This window comes from Candidatus Symbiopectobacterium sp. 'North America', from assembly GCF_015762685.1.
GTDB lineage: Bacteria > Pseudomonadota > Gammaproteobacteria > Enterobacterales > Enterobacteriaceae > Symbiopectobacterium.
Genome location: NZ_PEHF01000003.1, coordinates 36,326 through 54,293, shown reverse-complemented (window position 1 = coordinate 54,293; position 17,968 = coordinate 36,326). Strand labels below are relative to the sequence as shown.

9 protein-coding genes, 1 tRNA gene and 5 pseudogenes are annotated in these 17,968 nt (G+C 50.8%); 4 read left to right on the top strand and 11 right to left on the bottom strand.

Translation table 11 applies throughout. The features are described from left to right. The first annotated feature begins 74 nt into the window (after positions 1-74). Positions 75-1,038, top strand: a pseudogene (locus CS369_RS01330) (nuclease). A gap of 326 nt (positions 1,039-1,364) precedes the next feature. On the opposite strand, the gene CS369_RS01325 reads toward CS369_RS01330, so the two are convergent. The 7 genes and pseudogenes from CS369_RS01325 to CS369_RS01285 form a co-directional block, all read right to left on the bottom strand. Next, a tRNA-Arg gene (locus CS369_RS01325) sits at positions 1,365-1,441 on the bottom strand. A 192-nt stretch (positions 1,442-1,633) separates the two neighbouring features. After that, positions 1,634-3,386: pseudogene (locus tag CS369_RS01315) on the bottom strand (autotransporter outer membrane beta-barrel domain-containing protein). Positions 3,387-3,413: 27 nt separating this feature from the next. Then, entirely contained in the window at positions 3,414-4,625 is a 1,212-nt protein-coding gene (locus CS369_RS01310; protein WP_196905700.1) for an autotransporter-associated beta strand repeat-containing protein, read from the bottom strand. After that, a complete protein-coding gene (locus CS369_RS01305; RefSeq protein WP_196905699.1) occupies positions 4,622-5,032 on the bottom strand; it encodes a hypothetical protein in 411 nt (136 codons plus the stop codon). The genes CS369_RS01310 and CS369_RS01305 overlap by 4 nt, the downstream gene beginning before the upstream one ends. 85 nt (positions 5,033-5,117) lie before the next feature. Then, positions 5,118-5,807, bottom strand: a complete 690-nt coding sequence (locus CS369_RS01295) for an autotransporter-associated beta strand repeat-containing protein (protein ID WP_196905698.1) — start codon at positions 5,805-5,807, stop codon at positions 5,118-5,120. Next, entirely contained in the window at positions 5,762-7,873 is a 2,112-nt protein-coding gene (locus CS369_RS01290) for an autotransporter-associated beta strand repeat-containing protein (protein ID WP_196905697.1), read from the bottom strand. Before CS369_RS01290 ends, CS369_RS01295 begins: the two co-directional genes overlap by 46 nt. Then, positions 7,873-8,025, bottom strand: a complete 153-nt coding sequence (locus tag CS369_RS01285; protein WP_210769471.1) for a hypothetical protein — start codon at positions 8,023-8,025, stop codon at positions 7,873-7,875. Before CS369_RS01285 ends, CS369_RS01290 begins: the two co-directional genes overlap by 1 nt. A 928-nt stretch (positions 8,026-8,953) precedes the next feature. Between CS369_RS01285 and CS369_RS01280 the strand changes: the two are divergent. After that, positions 8,954-11,345: pseudogene (locus CS369_RS01280) on the top strand (DUF3772 domain-containing protein). Positions 11,346-11,479: 134 nt separating this feature from the next. Here the strand turns inward: CS369_RS01280 and CS369_RS01275 are convergent. The 3 genes and pseudogenes from CS369_RS01275 to dgcN all read right to left on the bottom strand — a co-directional run bounded on the left by CS369_RS01275 (position 11,480) and on the right by dgcN (position 14,389). Beyond that, entirely contained in the window at positions 11,480-12,340 is an 861-nt protein-coding gene (locus CS369_RS01275) for a D-amino-acid transaminase (protein ID WP_196905695.1), read from the bottom strand. A 69-nt stretch (positions 12,341-12,409) separates the two neighbouring features. After that, positions 12,410-13,390: pseudogene (gene dgcA / locus CS369_RS01270) on the bottom strand (N-acetyl-D-Glu racemase DgcA). Further along, positions 13,387-14,389, bottom strand: a pseudogene (gene dgcN / locus CS369_RS01265) (N-acetyltransferase DgcN). Before dgcN ends, dgcA begins: the two co-directional pseudogenes overlap by 4 nt. 660 nt (positions 14,390-15,049) lie before the next feature. On the opposite strand from dgcN, the gene alaC reads away from it, so the two are divergent. Together alaC and gspS are read left to right on the top strand one after the other, a co-directional pair. After that, the gene (gene alaC / locus CS369_RS01260) at positions 15,050-16,276 is read left to right on the top strand and encodes an alanine transaminase (protein ID WP_196905694.1); all 1,227 of its coding nucleotides are present in this window, start codon (positions 15,050-15,052) and stop codon (positions 16,274-16,276) included. A 165-nt stretch (positions 16,277-16,441) separates the two neighbouring features. Beyond that, the gene (gene gspS, locus CS369_RS01255) at positions 16,442-16,843 is read left to right on the top strand and encodes a type II secretion system pilot lipoprotein GspS (RefSeq protein WP_196905693.1); all 402 of its coding nucleotides are present in this window, start codon (positions 16,442-16,444) and stop codon (positions 16,841-16,843) included. 26 nt (positions 16,844-16,869) lie between these two features. On the opposite strand, the gene gspB is transcribed toward gspS, so the two are convergent. Next, positions 16,870-17,355, bottom strand: a complete 486-nt coding sequence (gspB, locus tag CS369_RS01250; RefSeq protein ID WP_280514697.1) for a type II secretion system assembly factor GspB — start codon at positions 17,353-17,355, stop codon at positions 16,870-16,872. Positions 17,356-17,968: the final 613 nt, after the last annotated feature.

Genomic DNA, 17,968 nt, shown 5'->3' with positions numbered 1-17,968 from the left:
GGACATAATCAGTATGTCAGAAGATCTCTAAAAGTGAATGGTTCGGTTTACCGGGATACTTACACGACCAGTGGATGATCATCGGCCATCAGGAGCCGACGCTTGATAAAGGGCGTATCGACCTGTTGGCAATCGCGCCGGATGCTTCGCTGATTCTGATTGAACTCAAGCGCGACCGCACGCCGCGTGAGGTGGTAGTGCAGGCGCTGGATTAAGCCTCTTGGGTGGATGACTTGACTGCCGATCGTCTGTCGCAGATTTACGAAAAATTCTCCGCTGGCGGCAATCTGGGCGAAGCGTTTAAGCAGCGCTTTAATACGGAACTGGAAGAGGAGTCACTCAATCAGTCGCACCAAATCATCATTGTGGCGGCAGAACTGGACCCGTCCACCGAACGCATCGTGGACTATCTGAGCAAAAACGACATCTCGATTAATGTCCTGTTCTTCAAGGTGTTCCAGCACGGTGATGAGCAGTTCCTGAGCCGCGCCTTGCTTATCGACCCGAGCGAAACGCAGACCTGCCACCGCAGGGGAAAGCGCCAACGCGAAGGAACTGTGGAACGGTGAGTTTTACGTCTCGTTTGGCGACCCGCATAGCCGCAACTGGGAAGAGGCTCGTCGCCACGGGTTTATCAGTGCTGGTGGTGGCAGTTGGTATAGCCAAACCTTAAAACAGCTTCAGCCCGGTAATCGAGTCTGGGTGAACATCCCGAAAACGGGTTTTGTTGGCGTTGGTATTGTGCAGAGCGCCGTTGAGACTGCCAGTAGCTTCACCATTAACACCGCAGACGGTGAAAAGCGGGCGATGGATGTGCTGAAATATAGCGAGCTCTATCATCGGAATGCGGATGACCCCGATAAGTCCGAGTATTTTGTCCCCGTTAAGTGGCTGGAAACCCGAAGTGAACAAGAAGCGATCAACGAAGTTGGGTTCTTCGGCAACCAAAATACGGTGTGCAAACCTACCACGCCGAAATGGCGACACACGGTAGAGAGATTAAAGCGTTATTTCGGGAAATGGAATGCGGAATTGTAATGTCCAGATGAGGATTTTTTCCAATATACAAGAAATGCGTATGTCAGAAGCGCGCTAAACGTGAAACGCTCGTTTTATCAGGAGACTGACACTTCACCATCGGTAAGCTTATAAGCCTTGTCTTGTGATTTGGTTCTTCTGACTTTTACGTCGGTAAGTGGCATACGTTGGCTGTTGGTATAAAAATTCGTTGAACGCGCTTGTACCATAACTTATACTCACAAATCCTACTTGATGAACGTAGATGTCGGTAGAGTCTGGTTGACTAAAAACAGCGAATTTATAGCTAATTCACTGAATTTTAGGAATAAAAAAAGACGTCGAAATGGTACGCCCTACAGGGCTCGAACCTGTGACCTACGGCTTAGAAGGCCGTTGCTCTATCCAACTGAGCTAAGGGCGCATATAGTGCAGTGTCACTATGGTGGATAACCATAGTGAGCTGGATTATACCCACACGCCTCAGTGAGTCAACGAATTGGGCCCGATTTTCTGCCGTACGGTAAATCACTGTACAGTTCTATTGCCGAGCCCACCATTCAGTATGCTATGTGTTAAAGCCATTATCATTACCGATAATGATAACGGCGAGCGGTTACCAAGAATAATTCACGCCGAGTGAAACCCGTCCAGCCTTATAAGACGACATATTGGTATCTACGCCGACTGCGCCCGTTACACTCAGGTTCGGCATCACATTGCCTTTCACGCCAAATTTGAATTCAGCCCGATCGGCAGGCATCGGTTTCCGTACAGCCGTGTCATCCATGCGCATTGTTTGTGATGATGGCCCATGCCACCAGTTGGCTTCAATGAACCCCTGCATCAACGTTTGGCCATTTTGGTCCAGCCTGTCTTCATAAAGCCGAACCCCTAACCGTGTGGTGGCGCTGTTATCGGACATATCAGATGCTACGGAGCCGCTGGCCGTTGTGTGATCTTTTGCACGATACAGGGAGTAAATGATCTGAGCTTGTGGTTCCAGGTAATACCGTGCCGTGGGTGATTCAGTCATCTTGAGTTTATATCCGCTCTCAATGGACATCGTCGTGTTGTGCGAGCGATAACTCTCGGTACGTTGCCCCTGGCCTTGTCACGTCGTTGTCAAATCGCCCATGCATCAACCAGGTATCAATATAGGGGCCGGTTTGCGGATCGTTGTGGCCAAACCAGGTGCTATAGATCCCTGCGCTGTAGACTTTAACGCTGTGGGATGAACGCGAGACTTCATCCTCAATGTTACCGGAACTGGTGCCGTATTGAGCCATTAGCCCAACCCGAATGCTGCCACCGTGCCCGTCACTGAAACGTGCGATGTCACTCCCTCCGTGTAGCACCCAGCGCCTGTCTTCTGTTTCCTGGTTATCAACACCATCCTGTTGAACCATTGAGCCTTCCATGCGTAGCCAGGTATACGAATCTTCTTGCCCCGGCACCTGCCACTGTCTGTCGTGCAGAGTATGTTTATGCATCACCATTGCCGATTGGCGTTCTTGCAGGTATGAGCCAACCACAGGTGAAAGTAGCGAAACCAAATACCAATCTTGCGCCTCGCCACTGTCGCCACCGCGTTTTAAACTGTAATTATATGCACCAACGTTCAATATCCCTGTACTGTTGTACCCGTCGGAGTTGGGGTCAAGTTGAAAAGCGTCAGCACTGGTCGTACCGCCATTTTCAGTTTGTACCAAGGCAACGCCTTTGTTGGTGAGCCCTCCCAAGCTATTATCGGTTTTCACCAGAAGTGAAGTATGGCCTGAGGCGTTGCCGCCATCAATGATCAGGCGATCGTTGGGGGATGCATCCCCGCTGAGCAAGGTATTGACCACAATGATCCCGCCATTCCCAACATAATCGCCTTTCACTGTCAGCGCTGCGCTGGGGCCGCTGCCGTCGGTCATATTTACCGTCCCCGCATTATTGAGCCCGGCGATGATCTGACTTAGCCCATCGAGTGCTAGCGTGGCTGATTGCTCAACAGTAATGACGGAATCTGGGCTGAATACATTGAGATCGCCTGCTTGCAGTGTGCCTGCTTCTACAGAGGTTGAACCTGAGTAAGTGTTGTTTGCTGTCAGCGTGGCGATACCAGTGCCGAATAGCCGTAGCCCACCGGTGCCAGAGATAAGTCCGTCAAAGAAATAATCATCACTGCGGTTAAAGGCAAGTGTCCCTGCATTATTTACATCACCGAGGATTGAGCCGGTATTGCTGCCGTTGCCCAGTTGCAATGTGCCTGCGGAAATCAGAGTGCCGCCGAGATAGTTATTGGCCGTCGTTAATACTGTGGTGCCACTACCTCGTTGATCAACTAGACCATTACCGGAAATGGTACTGTTGAAAATCAATGTGTCACCACGATTAAAAGCCAGTGTTCAATTGTTGTTAACGTTGCTGATGAGTGAACCCGTGTTTCCGCCATTACCCAATTGCAGAGTTCCTGCGGATATCGTGGTGAGCCCCGTGTAGGTATTGTTTGCTGTCAACACCGTTGAGCCCGTGCCTATCTGGTTGACCACACCTGTGCCGGAAATAACACCATCATAGACAAACGTATTATTACGATTAAACGCCAGCGTAGCATTGTTGATCACATTACTGACGATTGAACCGGTGCTGCTGCCGTCGCCAATTTGTAATGTCCCTTGGGTGAGTACCGTATCTCCGGTGTACGTGTTCTCCCCAGTCAGTGCGAGCAAACCGGTACCGATTTTGGTCAAGGTTCCTGCGCCTGAAAAAATACCGCTTGAGGTTAACGGGGAGGCGAGGGCGATATCAATTGTACCGCTGAGGGCGTCCAATAGGGTCGCGCGTGACGTGGACATGATTGCGTCAGTGGCAAGCGTACCTCCATTAAAAGATAGCCCCCCATCGGACTGACCAAGATTGCTGTCGCTAGTGATGCGCAGCGTACCGCCGTTAATTGCAGTGCCCCCGGTATAAGTGTTGGCTCCGTTAAGCACCAGTGTACCGATATCGGTTTTCACCAACTGCCCATCGCCTTGTAAGATGGCATCGATGGTCGCTGTGTAGGCTGCTCCTGGCAGGCTACCATTGCCAACTCGCACCGTGGTTTGCCCTGAGCCGGTTTCAGTTTCTACCAGTGACAGTTCCGCGCCATTCAAAACGTATCCATCAGAGGCGAACTGCATTCCCGATGAGGTAACTTGACCCAGGCTATTATCAACCGTGACGTTACCTGCTTCCGCCTGAAAAATGGCAAAAGCACCATCCTGCCAAGGGGCGTTTAATATGCCATCGGAAACCGTCCAGTTGTCGTTACCCACAATAGCGGTTTGCCAGACACAGCTACCACCATTGACTACACCGTTATTTTTATTACCCACCGCGCCGCCGTCCCACATATTCAGCGTCAAACCTGTGGTATCCACCAGGTTTACCTGATTTGCAACCGATGTTTGTACATATTCAACCCTGCCCGGCGGAATATCACCGAGTTCCAAACCGTTATTGGTCAGGGTTCCTGTGTAGTCAATGACGCGATAGATACCGGGACCAAATGAGCCTTCTGTTGTGGCCGTAACGTTGATTGTCCCATCCAGAACCAAATCTCCGTTGACCTTCACCAGATCGTTAAGGGGCCCCCCACTTCATAAGGTAATCCGAAGTGGTAATCGAGAATTGAGCCACTGTTTAACGTAAGATTGCCATTGATGGTCAGTTTATCAATGATCCCTCCCACCGCGCCGGGGGATAGGGTAGCTCCGTCGGCAATGGTTACATCACCGCCGATAATACCGGTGCCGCCGAATGTGGCTCCGCTGTTTACCGTGGTCATGCCTGTGGCTGCGTTTTGATTGCCATTGATATACAGTCCACCAGCAGTAACGCTGGTGGCACCCACATAGGCGTTGCTGCCCGTTAATACCGTGTTTCCTGAACCGGTTTGATATACAGCGCCATTACCTGAAATGTTGCCACCATAGGTGAGTAAATTACTGCGTTGGAACGCCAGTGTGCCACCACTCTCCACATTGACATCGCTTGCTATTGAGCCCGTGTTTCCGTTATCACCGAGTTGCAGCGTTCCGGCAGCGACAGTGGTGATGCCCGTGTAACTATTCTCTCCTGGTCAGAAGGGTAACACCACTGCCACGTTGATTGACCTGACCACTACCTGAAATGACTCCGCCATAAGAGAAGCTGTTTTTACGATTGAATGCCAGCACGCCATTGGTGCTTACATCAATATTACTGCTAATGGAGCCAGTGTCAAGACCGTTACCTAGCTGTAGCGTACCGTTCAAAATATCGGTTTGGCCTGTATAGTTACTTGTTCCTGTAAGTGTCAACGTGCCGCTTCCCGCTTTGGTGAGTGAGCCTGAACCGCCGATAGCGCCATTCATTATCAGTGTCGTCGTGGGGGCTACAGCAAATGTGCCGCCACCAATGCCCAGAGTGACTGTACGAGTTAAGGAGAAGCTGCCCGTTGTGGCGAGGGTTCCGGTGTTCATGCTAAGGCTGCTTGCAAAGGCACCGAGATTACTGTCTGAGCTGACTTGCAGAGTGCCGCCTTCGATCGCCGTACCGCCGGAATAGGTATTGAGCCCGTTTAATATCAATGTGCCCAGATCGCTCTTCACCAGAGTGGTTGCTCCCTGTAACAGAGCGTCAATGGTGGCAACATAACCGGCACCGTCGGAGGTATGGTCGCCGACTTCAACAATGGTTTCTCCTGAACCGGCTTCGCTTTCAACTAACGTTAGCGCTGCGCCATTGAGGGTATAACCGTCTGAGGCAAACTGCATTCCTGCTGCGATAACCTGTCCTTCACTGTTATCAATGGTGACTGTACCGGGGTCAGCAGTGAAGATGGCAAACTCAGCATTGCTCCAGGGTGGTTAATAGTGCCAGGGTCGAGGGTCCAGTTATCGTTACTGCCAGGGGTAGAAGCTTGCCAGATGCTGTTTCCGCCATTAACAATACCGTCGTTTTTATTGGTCAGTGCTCCACGGTCCCAAAAATTTAGTGTGAGTCCTGCACTATTGATCAAATTAACCTGATTGGCAACGGATGTCTGAATAAACATGCCACTCGTTTCAGGGAGGCTTCCGAGATTCAATTGGTTATTGGTTAATGTCCCGCTGTAATCGATAAGGCGATAGAGACCAGGAGTAAACGCACCGGGGGCGGTTTCGGTGACGTTAAGTATGCCGTCCAGCGTGAGATTGCCGTTGACCACGGTCAAATCGTTGTTACTGCTGTTGATGACACCTGCTTTACCCAAGGTGTAGTTAAGTACTGAGGTGTTGTTAAGACTAAGGTTCCCGTTAATTGTCAGGGTTCCAACACTTCCAGAGGCCGCGCCGGGCGATAAGATGCCTCCATTCGCCACGGTGACAGCACCACCGATAGTGCCATTGCCACCCAGCATTGCGCCGTTACTGACAGTGGTTGTTCCGGTGGCACTGGTCTGATTACCGTTGATGTACAGCCTGCCATTATTCACTGACGTGGTGCCGCTGTAGCTATTGTTGGCACTCAGCGTTGTCGCTCCGCTACCGTTTTGGATGACCGCACCGTTTCCGGAAATAGTACCGCTGTAGTTAATCGCATTGCTGCGGTTAAAAGCCAGCGTTGCGTTATTGATGATATTGCCGGTGATGGAACCTGATGTTGTGCCGTTACCTAATTGCAACGTACCGCTTGATAGCGTTGTACCGCCCGTATACGTGCTATTTCCCGTCAGTATGACGGTACCTGAGCCCGTGTTGAGAAGAGCGCCATCACCAGAAATCAAACTACTGTAGGTCAGTGTGCCAGAATGGTTGAAAGAGAGTAATGCATTATTGGCGACAGACGTATTCCCGCTGATTGACCCTGCATTGCCGCTTACCTCAAGGGTACCTTGATTGATGACGGTACCATTGTAGGTATTGGCGCCAGTAAGTGTCAGTACTCCGCAGCCATTTTTGGTTAGGGAATTTCCCGTGATGGTACTGTTGATGGTAACAGCGTTATTCTGGGTATCAAAAATACTGTCTGCGTCAGTGATGTTCACTGCTCTTGTCGCCGACAAGATGGCGTTACTGATGAATTGCAATGTACCGCCATCAAGTGTCAAGGAGCCTGCTGTACTACCCAGCGCGCCGTCTGCGGAAATTTGCAAGATACCTGCCGCCAGCGTCCAGGGGGTGTTAGCTGTTGTGGTGTTAATCATTCTCCAGGTACTCGAGTCAGCTTTATAAAAACTGGAGAAATTTTGGAATTTGTTGCCGAATTGCGAGACATCAAAGATGGTCGACCGTTGAGTCCCTGTGGTGTCGCTCGTCAGGTTGCTGGCCGTGCCCCCTAATATGAATTTGTTAGTGGAGCCTGAATTTGCAGAGATATTCCCATTAAAAAGCCAATTATATTGCAATTCCAAGCTATTGATACCCTCGGTGAAATAAATTGAATTTGCCCGAATTGAACCATTTGCATTAAAACCACCCTGGATGGTGTTATTATTAATAGTATTGATATTCTTTCCGGTAATGCCGAATCCACCGACAGGAAGTGTTCCTGTCGCATAATTACCTGCTGCCCCAGCATTACCACCAGAAATTGTTCCACTATTCGTTATGGTGCTATTATCACCGTAAATTCCTACTCCGCCATTCGCTCCGTACCTTCCACGGATAAGTGTTGAATCGCCACTACTGCCCCCTCTGCCACCGTTGCCTCCAGTAATAAGGTGATTTCCTATGTTAAGGGTAACGTTTTGTGCGCGAATAGCAGATCCCCCTTCACCGCCATAGGCTGCACCACCAATTCCTTCTGCTGACCCCCCATTTCCGCCTGACCCACCCGTAATATTAGCCACGGTGCTCATTATTCCACCAGAGAGCACTGCTCCCGTGCCACCGCCGCCGTCAGCACCCGCTGAAGTAACATTACCACTGTTACCACCATTGCCACCGATAATTGCAGATGAAACAGAAGATAAATTTCCCTGAAAACCAATTCAGCCGCCACCTCCACCATTTCCTTGTGTGCAACCGTTACATACCGCATCACCCCCATTTGAACCCGAAGCACCTATTGGAGAAGATGCTGTTCCTGAATTTTCTCCTATACCTCCATTACCCGCTGTACCCCCTGACACCGAGTTACCATTGCTGTCATTTCCTCCTCGAATATTGCTACCATCATTTGCAGAAGAGACATTAGGAGAGCCGAGTCCACCGCTTCCTCCGCCGCCACCACCACCGTTTATGCCAAATTGGTCATTCGAATTGTAGCCACTGTTTCCCCCATTTCCATCAGCGAATACGGGCGGTATTATGATATAAAGAATTCCAGCCAATAGAAGGCATACTTTTTTTTCAGTGTTTCTTTATTAAAGGAGTTAGAATGATCTTGCCTTGTTGATATAACTTTCAATGTGAGATGAGCCGTATTTTTTTCATTACTGGCCTCTGTATATATGACTTGTAATATATGTTTTTCTTGCGAGCGTTTAATGTGTGAGTGAATTTTTTTCTGTTATATGAATTCAATGGGTTAAGTTTTTTAATAGCAATAATGCCAGTGCTAGCCAGCTGTGTTGATGCAGGTGCAAGCTAAAGGTTTCTTTTTATTATGATTCAGTGTTATATATTTTCATTGTAATCAATTTCTTAAATTTGATATGTGTTTATAGGTGTCATTTGATGTCGCGGAATTAACTAAAGCTGATGTGTCATTTCCTTCTTTTAGGTTCTTTTCTAAGAATCAACCTAAAGTCCTTGATTTAGACTGCCGCCATTTTATCTAACAGCGTATATGGCGTTACAATACTGACACATCCCCCTTGCGTATAACAGCAATCTATTGTGTATTAAGCACATGCAGGTCTGACAATTGCCAAGAGAAGAGCCCTATTGATGCAACGAAACCTTTTGATGCGAGTGCCTCAACGCGCTGTGCAGGTATGGCTTCCCGTCATTTTGCCGTACTGTTTGCGCTGTTGTGCGCCTCGCCACCGGCTACAGCCGCTGATAACACCACGTCTGCGGATGTTGCTGCTGCTGCAAAAATCAATGTAAACAGTGAAGTCGCCAAATTGCAAAAGCAGTTGGATGGCATCAAGCAGCAGATCTCCAACGCCGCCAGCGACAGCAAATACGGCGAATTGAATGACGCCGTGCAGCAGTTGATCGGCAACACCACCGATCTCGCAACCGCGTTGGCACCGCTTCAGGCACAGCTTCAGGCGCAAGTCGATGTGCTGGGGCCTGCGCCAGAGCAGGGTGCAACGATAACGGAAACCAGTGAAGTTACGCGTAAACGTGCCAGTTTGAGTGTGCGAAAAACCAAACTGGACGCGCAACTGGAGCAAATTCAGGCCATCAGAACGGGTGCCCTCAATCTCTCGGCGCAGATTATTACGCTACGTCGCAATGCGCTAAAAACGCAACTGGCGCTTAACTCGGGCAGCATTCTGGGTGCGAGTTTCTGGTCCCCGCTATTGGCATCTCAGGCTGAAGATGAAGCAGTTTCAGGCGCAACTCAGCGATACGCTGAGTGCGACCTGGGAGCCGGACTGGCGGTATGGAACGCTGTTTTATCTGCTGTTGGCGCTGGCGTTAGCCACGGTGGGTCAGCGACTACTGGAAAAATATCTGGCACGTGCCGGGATACGTTGGCTGCCGGAAGGGCGGCTGCGCCGCAGTTTCCTCGCTTCTGCTACCGTGCTCTCTTCCGTCACGACCATCGGGCTTGCCACGAATCTGCTTGACTATACATTGGTGCGCCCCGGCGATGTACCGGCTGCTATCGGGAGTTTTCTCGATAACCTGGTGCGGCTTGCCGTATTTAGCGCCATGATTACTGGGTTGGGGCGGGCGTTTCTTTCCAACCATCGTCCATCCTGGCGCTTACCTGCCATGGCTAACCCGGTAGCCAAAGCGATGGACCCGTTCCCGATTATTGCCGCCAGTCTGATGTTTGTGTTTGGCATGCTTGAACAGCTTAACACCACAGTGGGCACCTCCGTTGCTGTCACTATCGTCGGGAACGGGCTGTCTGCATTGGCGTTAACGGTGGGGGCGATTGCGCTGCGTAGCAATCAGGTGCGACGGCAGATGGTAGAAGCGGGTGAACAGCCGGAAGCGCGCTCTACACTGTCAGGGTTGGTGCATTTAGCTACCTTGCTGACGGCGATTGCTGTGCTGATTTCATTGGCAATTGGCTATATCTCACTGGCGAGTTTCTTGATTTATGAGCTGATATGGGTGGGGATGGTGCTTTCCTGCCTGTATCTGTTGATAACCCTGGTGACCGATCTCAGCGAAAGCATTTTTTCGCCAAATACCGCCAGCGGGCGCCGTATTAAAAGCTCTCTGAATCTGGACGATCGTCATCTGGCGCAGGCGGCTTCCTTGGTGTCGGTGTGTGGGAAAGTCTTTCTGATTCTGATGGGCGCCGTGGCATTATTAAACGGCACCTTTGGCACCACGACACCGATCGAGTTGTTGCAAAAATCGGTGGAAATCTGGGGCGGTAAAGGGCTGGAATCGCTAAGCATCGTTCCGGCTAATCTGGTTAATGCCGCTGCATGTCTGGTGATTGGTATCTATGTTTTGCGCTCATCCCGGCGTTGGTTAGAAGATGATTTTCTGCCGAAGACCACGCTGGAAAAGGGGATTCGCGCTTCGCTGGTCACCCTGTTTACCAATATTGGTTATATCCTGCTTATTCTGTTGACGCTGGCTGCGTTAGGGATCCAGTGGAACAAGCTGGCGTGGATTGTCAGCGCCCTGTCGGTTGGGATCGGTTTTGGTCTGCAAGAGATCGTTAAAAACTTTATCTTCGGGCTGATTTTGCTCACCGAACGTCCGGTCAAAGTAGGGGATTTGGTTAATATCAGCGGTGTAGAAGGGGATATTCGGCGCATCAACGTGCGCGCGACGGAAATTCAACTCGGCGATCGCTCCACGGTCATCGTGCCGAATTCGCAGTTCATCTCGCAAAACGTGCGCAATATCACCATGGGGAATGCGATGGGGGTGGCAACGTTGGCGTTAACCTTCCCTTTGGATGCCGATCCTGAAACCATTCGGGAGATCCTGCTCAGCGCTTATGGCGATCATGAATCCATTTTGGAAACCCCCGCGCCTTCGGTAACCTTTAGCCAGCTTACGTCGACGGGGATGGTACTGAGTGTGACCGGTTATGTCCCCAGACCCCGCATGGTTTCAGGAGCAAAAAGCGACCTGTTGTTTGAGATTATCAAGCGGCTGCGCATTGCCAGCATTCGGCTGGCATCCCCGCAGAAGATGGTGCTGGAAAACGCCTCGGACACGACCTTGCTGCCAGAATAACAAAAACGCCCATCGTCATTCCCGCGAAGGCGGGAATCTCGTAGAGGTGAAACGCGTTTCTTCTCACAGAGATTCCCGCCTTCGCGGGAATGACGAGGGGGCAAGTGACTTTGTCATTAGTCTGAATAACGCTGCTATTCGACCTGTGCTTTCACTCGCGCGATATAGATTTCACGCAGTCGTTTGGCGATCGGGCCAGGCTTACCGGTGCCTATGGTTTTACCATCCAGTGAAACCACCGGCAGTACAAATGTGGTGGCTGAACTGAGGAAAATCTCGCTGGCGTGGTAGGCCTCTTCCGGTGTGAACGGACGCTCTTCCAGTGCGATATTGTCCTTGGTGGCGAGTTCAAGTAGTGACTGACGGGTGATGCCGTGCAAAATGTCATTGCTCAGTTGGCGCGTTACCACGGTGTTATCGGCCAGCACGATATAGCAGTTGCAGGAACTGCCTTCGGTGATAAACCCGTTTTCCACCAGAAACGCGTCATTCGCGCCTTTGCTGTGGGCCACTTCTTTTGCCAGACAGGCAGCCAGCAGGCTGACGGTCTTGATATCACGGCGGTGCCAGCGAATATCCGGGCAGGTCACTACGTGCAGGCCGGTTTCCGCTTTCGGGTTATTGATAACCGAGCGTGCCTGAGTAAACAGCACCAGCGTGGATTTCACTTCCGCACCGGGAAAATGAAAATCGCGATCGCCCGCGTTGCCACGGCTGAGCTGTAAATAGATCGCCCCTTCGTGCAGTTGGTTTTTGTCGATCAGCGCCAAATGGATCTTTTTCAGTTCATCAATAGAGACTGGCAGTTGCAGTGCGAGTTCACGGCAGGAACGCTGCAAGCGCGTGATGTGGCCGTCATATTCAGCCAGCTTCCCATTGATGACCGCTGTCACTTTGTAGACGGCGTCGGCGAACAAAAAACCGCGGTCAAAAACGGAAACCTTGGCGTCCTGCTCTTCTACATACTGACCGTCAACATACATAATACGTTGCATTACAACACTCCTAAAGAAGGTAAATGGCCTGGCACTAAAAATGCTTGCCAGACCACACGCGAATCAGCACTAGCCCCACAGCGCGGCTGAAGGCGGGTTGATGATGCTGTCTTGGTAGTCCAGCCCGTTATCGCGATCGCGTTGCAGCAACAGCGGGCCATCCAAATCCACCACATCAGCCCCCTGTGCTACGATAAACGCAGGTGCCATCGCCAACGATGTACTGACCATGCAGACTACCATAATTTTTAGCCCATGCTTGACTGCTTCATCGCGCAGACGCAGCGCTTCGGTTAAACCGCTGGTTTTATCCAGTTTGATGTTAATCATGTCGTAACGACCCACTAGTCCGGCCAATGAATGGCTGTCATGACAGGATTCATCGGCACAAATCGGGATAGGACGTGGCAAGGATGCCAGCACCTCGTCTTTCCCTGTGGGCATTGGCTGCTCAATCATGGTAACACCCAGTTTGACCAGTTCTGGCACCAGGCGGGTATAAAGCGCTTCATTCCACCCTTCGTTGGCATCCACGATCAGGCGGGCTGAAGGGGCCCCCGCGCGCATGGCGGCGACCCGTTCCAGATCGTGTTGATCGGTCAGCTTCAGCTTTAGCAAAGGGCGGTGTACCTGCTTCTATGCCGCCTGGCGCATGTGCTCTGGTGTGTCCAGCGACAGGGTATAGGCGGTTTCCTGCGTGTGCGGTACCGGCAGAGTGAGCCGCTGCCAGATGCGCTGACGATAGAGCTTGCACTCCAAATCCCATAAGGCGCAGTCGAGCGCGTTGCGCGCCGCTCCCGCAGGCAAACGGGATTGCAGCGTGAGTCTGTCCAGACCGTTGCGCAAGTCGCTCTCAAGCGAAGCAATTTGCTCTGCGACATTGTCGACCGACTCGCCGTAGCGCGCGTAAGGCAGACATTCACCGTAGCCGGTAATATCACCGGCCCGAAGGGCGGCAACCACCACATCGGCCTGCCTTTTGCTGCCGCGTGAAATGGTAAACACTTCACGCAGCGGCCAGCTTTCACGAGATAAGGTAAGTTCGGTCATAGGCTGGCCAATGCTTCAACGATACGGCCCACACCGTGACGCACCGGATCAACCGCCGGCAGGTTGAATTCAGCTTCAATGGTTGCCAGCAGAGAGAGGGCGGCGTCTTCATCCAGTACCGAGGTATTCACCGAGATACCAACAAATCGGGCGTTAGGATTGGTCAGCCGCGCCATTGACAGGTTGAGTGCCATGCAGGCCGCCAGATAGGGGATCGGGTAGTCAACACCACTCATGGTTTTGCGTGTCGGTTCATGACACAGTACCAGCGCATCCGGTTGCGCACCGTGAATAATCCCAGTGGTTACACCTGCGAAGGAAGGGTGGAACAGTGAACCCTGGCCTTCAATCACATCCCAATGATCTGTATCATTGGTGGGCGCCAACACTTCAACGGCACCGGCGATGAAGTCAGAAACCACTGCATCAATACTGACACCAGCACCGCTGATCAGAATACCGGTCTGGCCGGTGGCGCGGAACGTCGCTTTGCCGCCGCTTGCCAGAATCTCTTTTTCGATGGCCAGCGCCGTGTACATTTTGCCACAGGAGCAATCGGTACCGACGGGCAACAGGCGTTTGCCGCTGCGCTTGCGGCCGTTTGCCACCGGGTAGGTTTCCGTTGGATGGCGCACGTCAAACAAGGAACGTCCCAGTTTTGCCGCCAGTTCGCGCAATTCTTGTACGTCAGCGAGTTTGTTGTGCAGTCCGGCGGCGAGATCCATGCCGCTTTCTAACGCTTCACGCAAAATGGCGATCCATTGCTGAGAGATAATGCCACCCCCGGTTGGCTACGCCAATCACTAGGGTTTGTGCTATGGCGGCGTGTGCTGCTGCGATATCCAGATCCGGCAGGCCGCAATCCGCGTGACAGTCCGCCATACAGTATTGGCCCACACAATATTCGGGATGCCATTGCTTGATGTCGATAGCGACCTTGGCGGCTAACTGATCGTGCGCATCACCAAGAAAAAGCAAATAGGGCTTTTTGATATCCATTATTTTTCCTCATTAAATTTTTGACGTAATAAATGATAAATCGCTATCAGGCGCGTCAGTGATTGTTATCTGGATAACAGCTGATTACCTTTGATAATATTCATAGGCTTTTTATTGTCAATATAACGATGTTTTTAGAATAATATATGGGTATGGTTGATTTTTTTGGCGATTGAGTAAATTGGATGTTTTTTTACTTGGTGTTTTAGTCTGCGTTGTGCGTTATTTTGTTATTTCCTCGGTTTTTTATAAAAACGCACGGTCATACTGTTTTCTTATTCTTTTTATTTTGTTGTTTTTTTTAAGTGTTTTTTACTGTCTGCTTCATTTTGGCGCAATGCCATAAAGTTGGGCTCACTAATAATGCAGTGAGTCATTATTTTTTCAATGAACGTTAGAGCCTCATTCACGTTACTCATATCATTGTGCTGAAAACAATAAAAAGTAATGAAAAGTCATTGTGGCGCTTTGGAATAATATGCTGAACCTTGAAAAGTGATGACAAATGTCAGCATAAAATTTGGTGATAAGCGATCTCACTTTACATTTTTCTTGTCCGCACTCTCGACAGCCGACAATTTCTACGATAGCGTAATCATTAGCCCACAAGGGCTAAGCGTCGCTCGGACGGTCCGGGCGCTCACGTATCTTGAGGATGTTATGGCTGATTCCAATTCTCCGCGCCGTTTTACGCGCATCGATCGTCTTCCCCCGTATGTATTTAACATTACCGCTGAGCTAAAAATGGCCGCCCGCCGTCGTGGCGAGGACATCATTGACTTCAGTATGGGTAACCCGGATGGGCCGACACCGCCTCACATCGTCGAGAAACTGTGTACGGTAGCGCAGCGGGATGATACCCACGGCTATTCCACTTCACGCGGTATTCCGCGTTTACGTCGGGCCATTTCACGTTGGTATGACGAACGTTATGGCGTCGAGATCGATCCGGAAAGTGAAGCCATTGTCACGATTGGCTCCAAAGAAGGGTTGGCACACCTGATGCTGGCAACGCTGGATCACGGTGACACCGTATTAGTACCGAATCCCAGCTATCCCATTCATATCTACGGCGCGGTGATCGCGGGTGCACAGGTGCGTTCTGTGCCGCTGGTGGAGGGCGTTGATTTCTTCAACGAGCTGGAAAGGGCCATCCGCGAAAGTATTCCCAAACCCAAAATGATGATTCTGGGCTTCCCGTCGAACCCCACGGCGCAGTGCGTTGAGCTGGATTTCTTCGAGCGCGTTGTAGCGCTGGCGAAGCAGTATAACGTGCTGGTGGTACACGATTTGGCCTATGCCGACATCGTGTACGATGGGTGGAAAGCCCCGTCTATCATGCAAGTAGCGGGCGCGAAGGATATCGCCGTCGAATTCTTTACCTTGTCCAAAAGTTACAACATGGCTGGGTGGCGCATCGGCTTTATGGTGGGCAACAAAGAGTTGGTCAATGCGCTGGCGCGAATCAAAAGTTATCACGACTACGGCACCTTTACGCCGCTGCAAGTCGCCGCCATTGGGGCCCTTGAAGGGGATCAGCAATGCGTGCGCGATATTGCTGAGCAATATCGTCAACGCCGTAATGTGTTGGTGAAAGGACTGCATGAAGCGGGATGGATGGTGGATGAACCCAAAGCGTCCATGTACGTCTGGGCGAAAATCCCTGAACCTTATGCGCATCTGTGCTCGCTGGAATTTGCCAAACGGTTGTTGACCGAAGCAAAAATGTGTGTCTCTCCCGGCATCGGTTTTGGTGATTACGGTGATACGCACGTGCGCTTCGCGTTAATTGAAAATCAGGATCGTATTCGTCAAGCGGTGCGCGGTATCAAGGCCATGTTCCGTGCTGACGGGCTTCTCTCTGCTGGAAAATCATCGGTAGCCTGATCGTCTTGTCCTTTTTCTCCCCGGCCCGCCGGGGAGATTCCTTTGTATGCACCGTCTCTTTTTTTTCATTTTGTGAGCAAAGTGGGTTTGGCATTGCGCCATCACGCGGGCGGTTTTGCTACACTCCTTCTCCGGTTTTCATTACAACAAAAGATGAGAGTAGTCATGCGGTCCCCTTTGTTGACGTTTTCAGCAGTCACCTTGTTGTGCATTACGCTGGTCGGTTGCCAGGTACCGACGCGCTCCAGTACGCCGGCATCGTCAGTGTCTTCGGTCAGTGCTACCAAACAACTGAATCAGATTGCGTCGTTGGTGGCGGCAAGTCGTTATTTGAAATCCCAATGCAATCGCAGCGATTTCCCCGATGACGGCACGATCCAACGCGCAGCCCTGGCCGTGGCGCAGCAAAAAGGGTGGAACACCGCCCATTTCACACAGTTGGCCTCGCGTAGCGAAAACCTGTATCAAGGGTTATTGCAAGATGGTACGCCGAAAAAGGCGCAGTGTTCTGAGTTCAACCGCTCACTGGCCCCCTTTATTGATTTCATCAGAAAAGATTTCAGGTAATACGTCTCGCATTATGTCGCCGGGTGCTACTCAGCGCCCACCTCTTTGATATCGCCGCCAGGCCAGTCCGAAAGCGCATCCAGAATAAAAATCTCGCCGTTGGCATCGAATAGCGTGATGTCCTGCTGAATCTGTTCGATAACTAACCCTTCCATCGGACTCTCTCCTTCCTGATAACGCACGCCATTGAGCGTCACGCTGCGTCGCGACGGGTCCGAGGTGAACACGTGCGCACTATAAGTCAGCGGCGGCACCTGTCCCTTTTCGACTTTAGCCGGTTTTGGGGCTGCCGTTGGGGGCGGCGATGGATCGGCTTTCGGTGCCGACGCTGGGGTTGCGGGAACGGCTTGCGCCAGGGGCGGCGTATTTTCACTCGGTGGGGTTTCGCTGTGCGGCTGTACTGTGCTCGTTGGTGGCACAACGCTCGTGGGCCTTTCTATCCAGCGTTGGTGAGCAAACCACCCCAGTGATAGCAGCAATAGCGCATAGGTCGCCAACAGATACCCCGGCATAGCATAAGTCGCTGTCAGGGGCATACGTGGCGAAAGGCGAGGGGGTGCTATCGGTTCCACGCGGGATTTTCTTATTACATCAACATGTGCCTCTGCTCGTCAGATTGGATGCGAGAAGGGCGGCAGCGGCAACATACACAACACCTGTGTATTGAGGGTCTCTTTACATGCCCGATTTTATGGCAAATGAACAGCGCTAAATGCTTTTACCTGATGGTTCTGTGACGGAAATTTGATTTCATGAAAAAGTCATAATCTACCTTTGCACTACCAATGAAACCTTGAGCTTAGTCTCAAAAAAAAGGTGTAGATATGCTTTAATAACCAAACTAATGAAATGGTGTTTTATTAATAAAGGCATATCGCTTCTTTTGTGTGATGTGCTACATGGCGGTCAATAAATGATGTGAAAAATTTGCATGTGAAAATTTAAGTAATTTTTACGTTAAATAAAAATTTAACAACCACAAGCCATGGTTACCCTTGATCAGGGTGTCTTTTATCTAAATAATAAAAATATATCAAAGAATCTAAAGAGTAATTTTTATATGCGGTGAAAAAAAGCCGCAGGGCATTATATTGTCTTTTTTTGTCACAATACTGAGGGATAAAA

Bases quoted from the DNA above. Each gene is read 5' to 3' on its own strand.
- CS369_RS01295 (WP_196905698.1), bottom strand. From the start codon at position 5,807: ATGCAGTTTGCCTCAGACGGTTATACCCTCAATGGCGCAGCGCTAACG.
- CS369_RS01290 (WP_196905697.1), bottom strand. From the start codon at position 7,873: ATGAGCACCGTGGCTAATATTACGGGTGGGTCAGGCGGAAATGGGGGG.
- CS369_RS01285 (WP_210769471.1), bottom strand. From the start codon at position 8,025: ATGGTGGAGGTGGCGGCTGAATTGGTTTTCAGGGAAATTTATCTTCTG.
- CS369_RS01275 (WP_196905695.1), bottom strand. From the start codon at position 12,340: ATGCAACGTATTATGTATGTTGACGGTCAGTATGTAGAAGAGCAGGAC.
- alaC (WP_196905694.1), top strand. From the start codon at position 15,050: ATGGCTGATTCCAATTCTCCGCGCCGTTTTACGCGCATCGATCGTCTT.
- gspS (WP_196905693.1), top strand. From the start codon at position 16,442: ATGCGGTCCCCTTTGTTGACGTTTTCAGCAGTCACCTTGTTGTGCATT.
- gspB (WP_280514697.1), bottom strand. From the start codon at position 17,355: ATGCCGGGGTATCTGTTGGCGACCTATGCGCTATTGCTGCTATCACTG.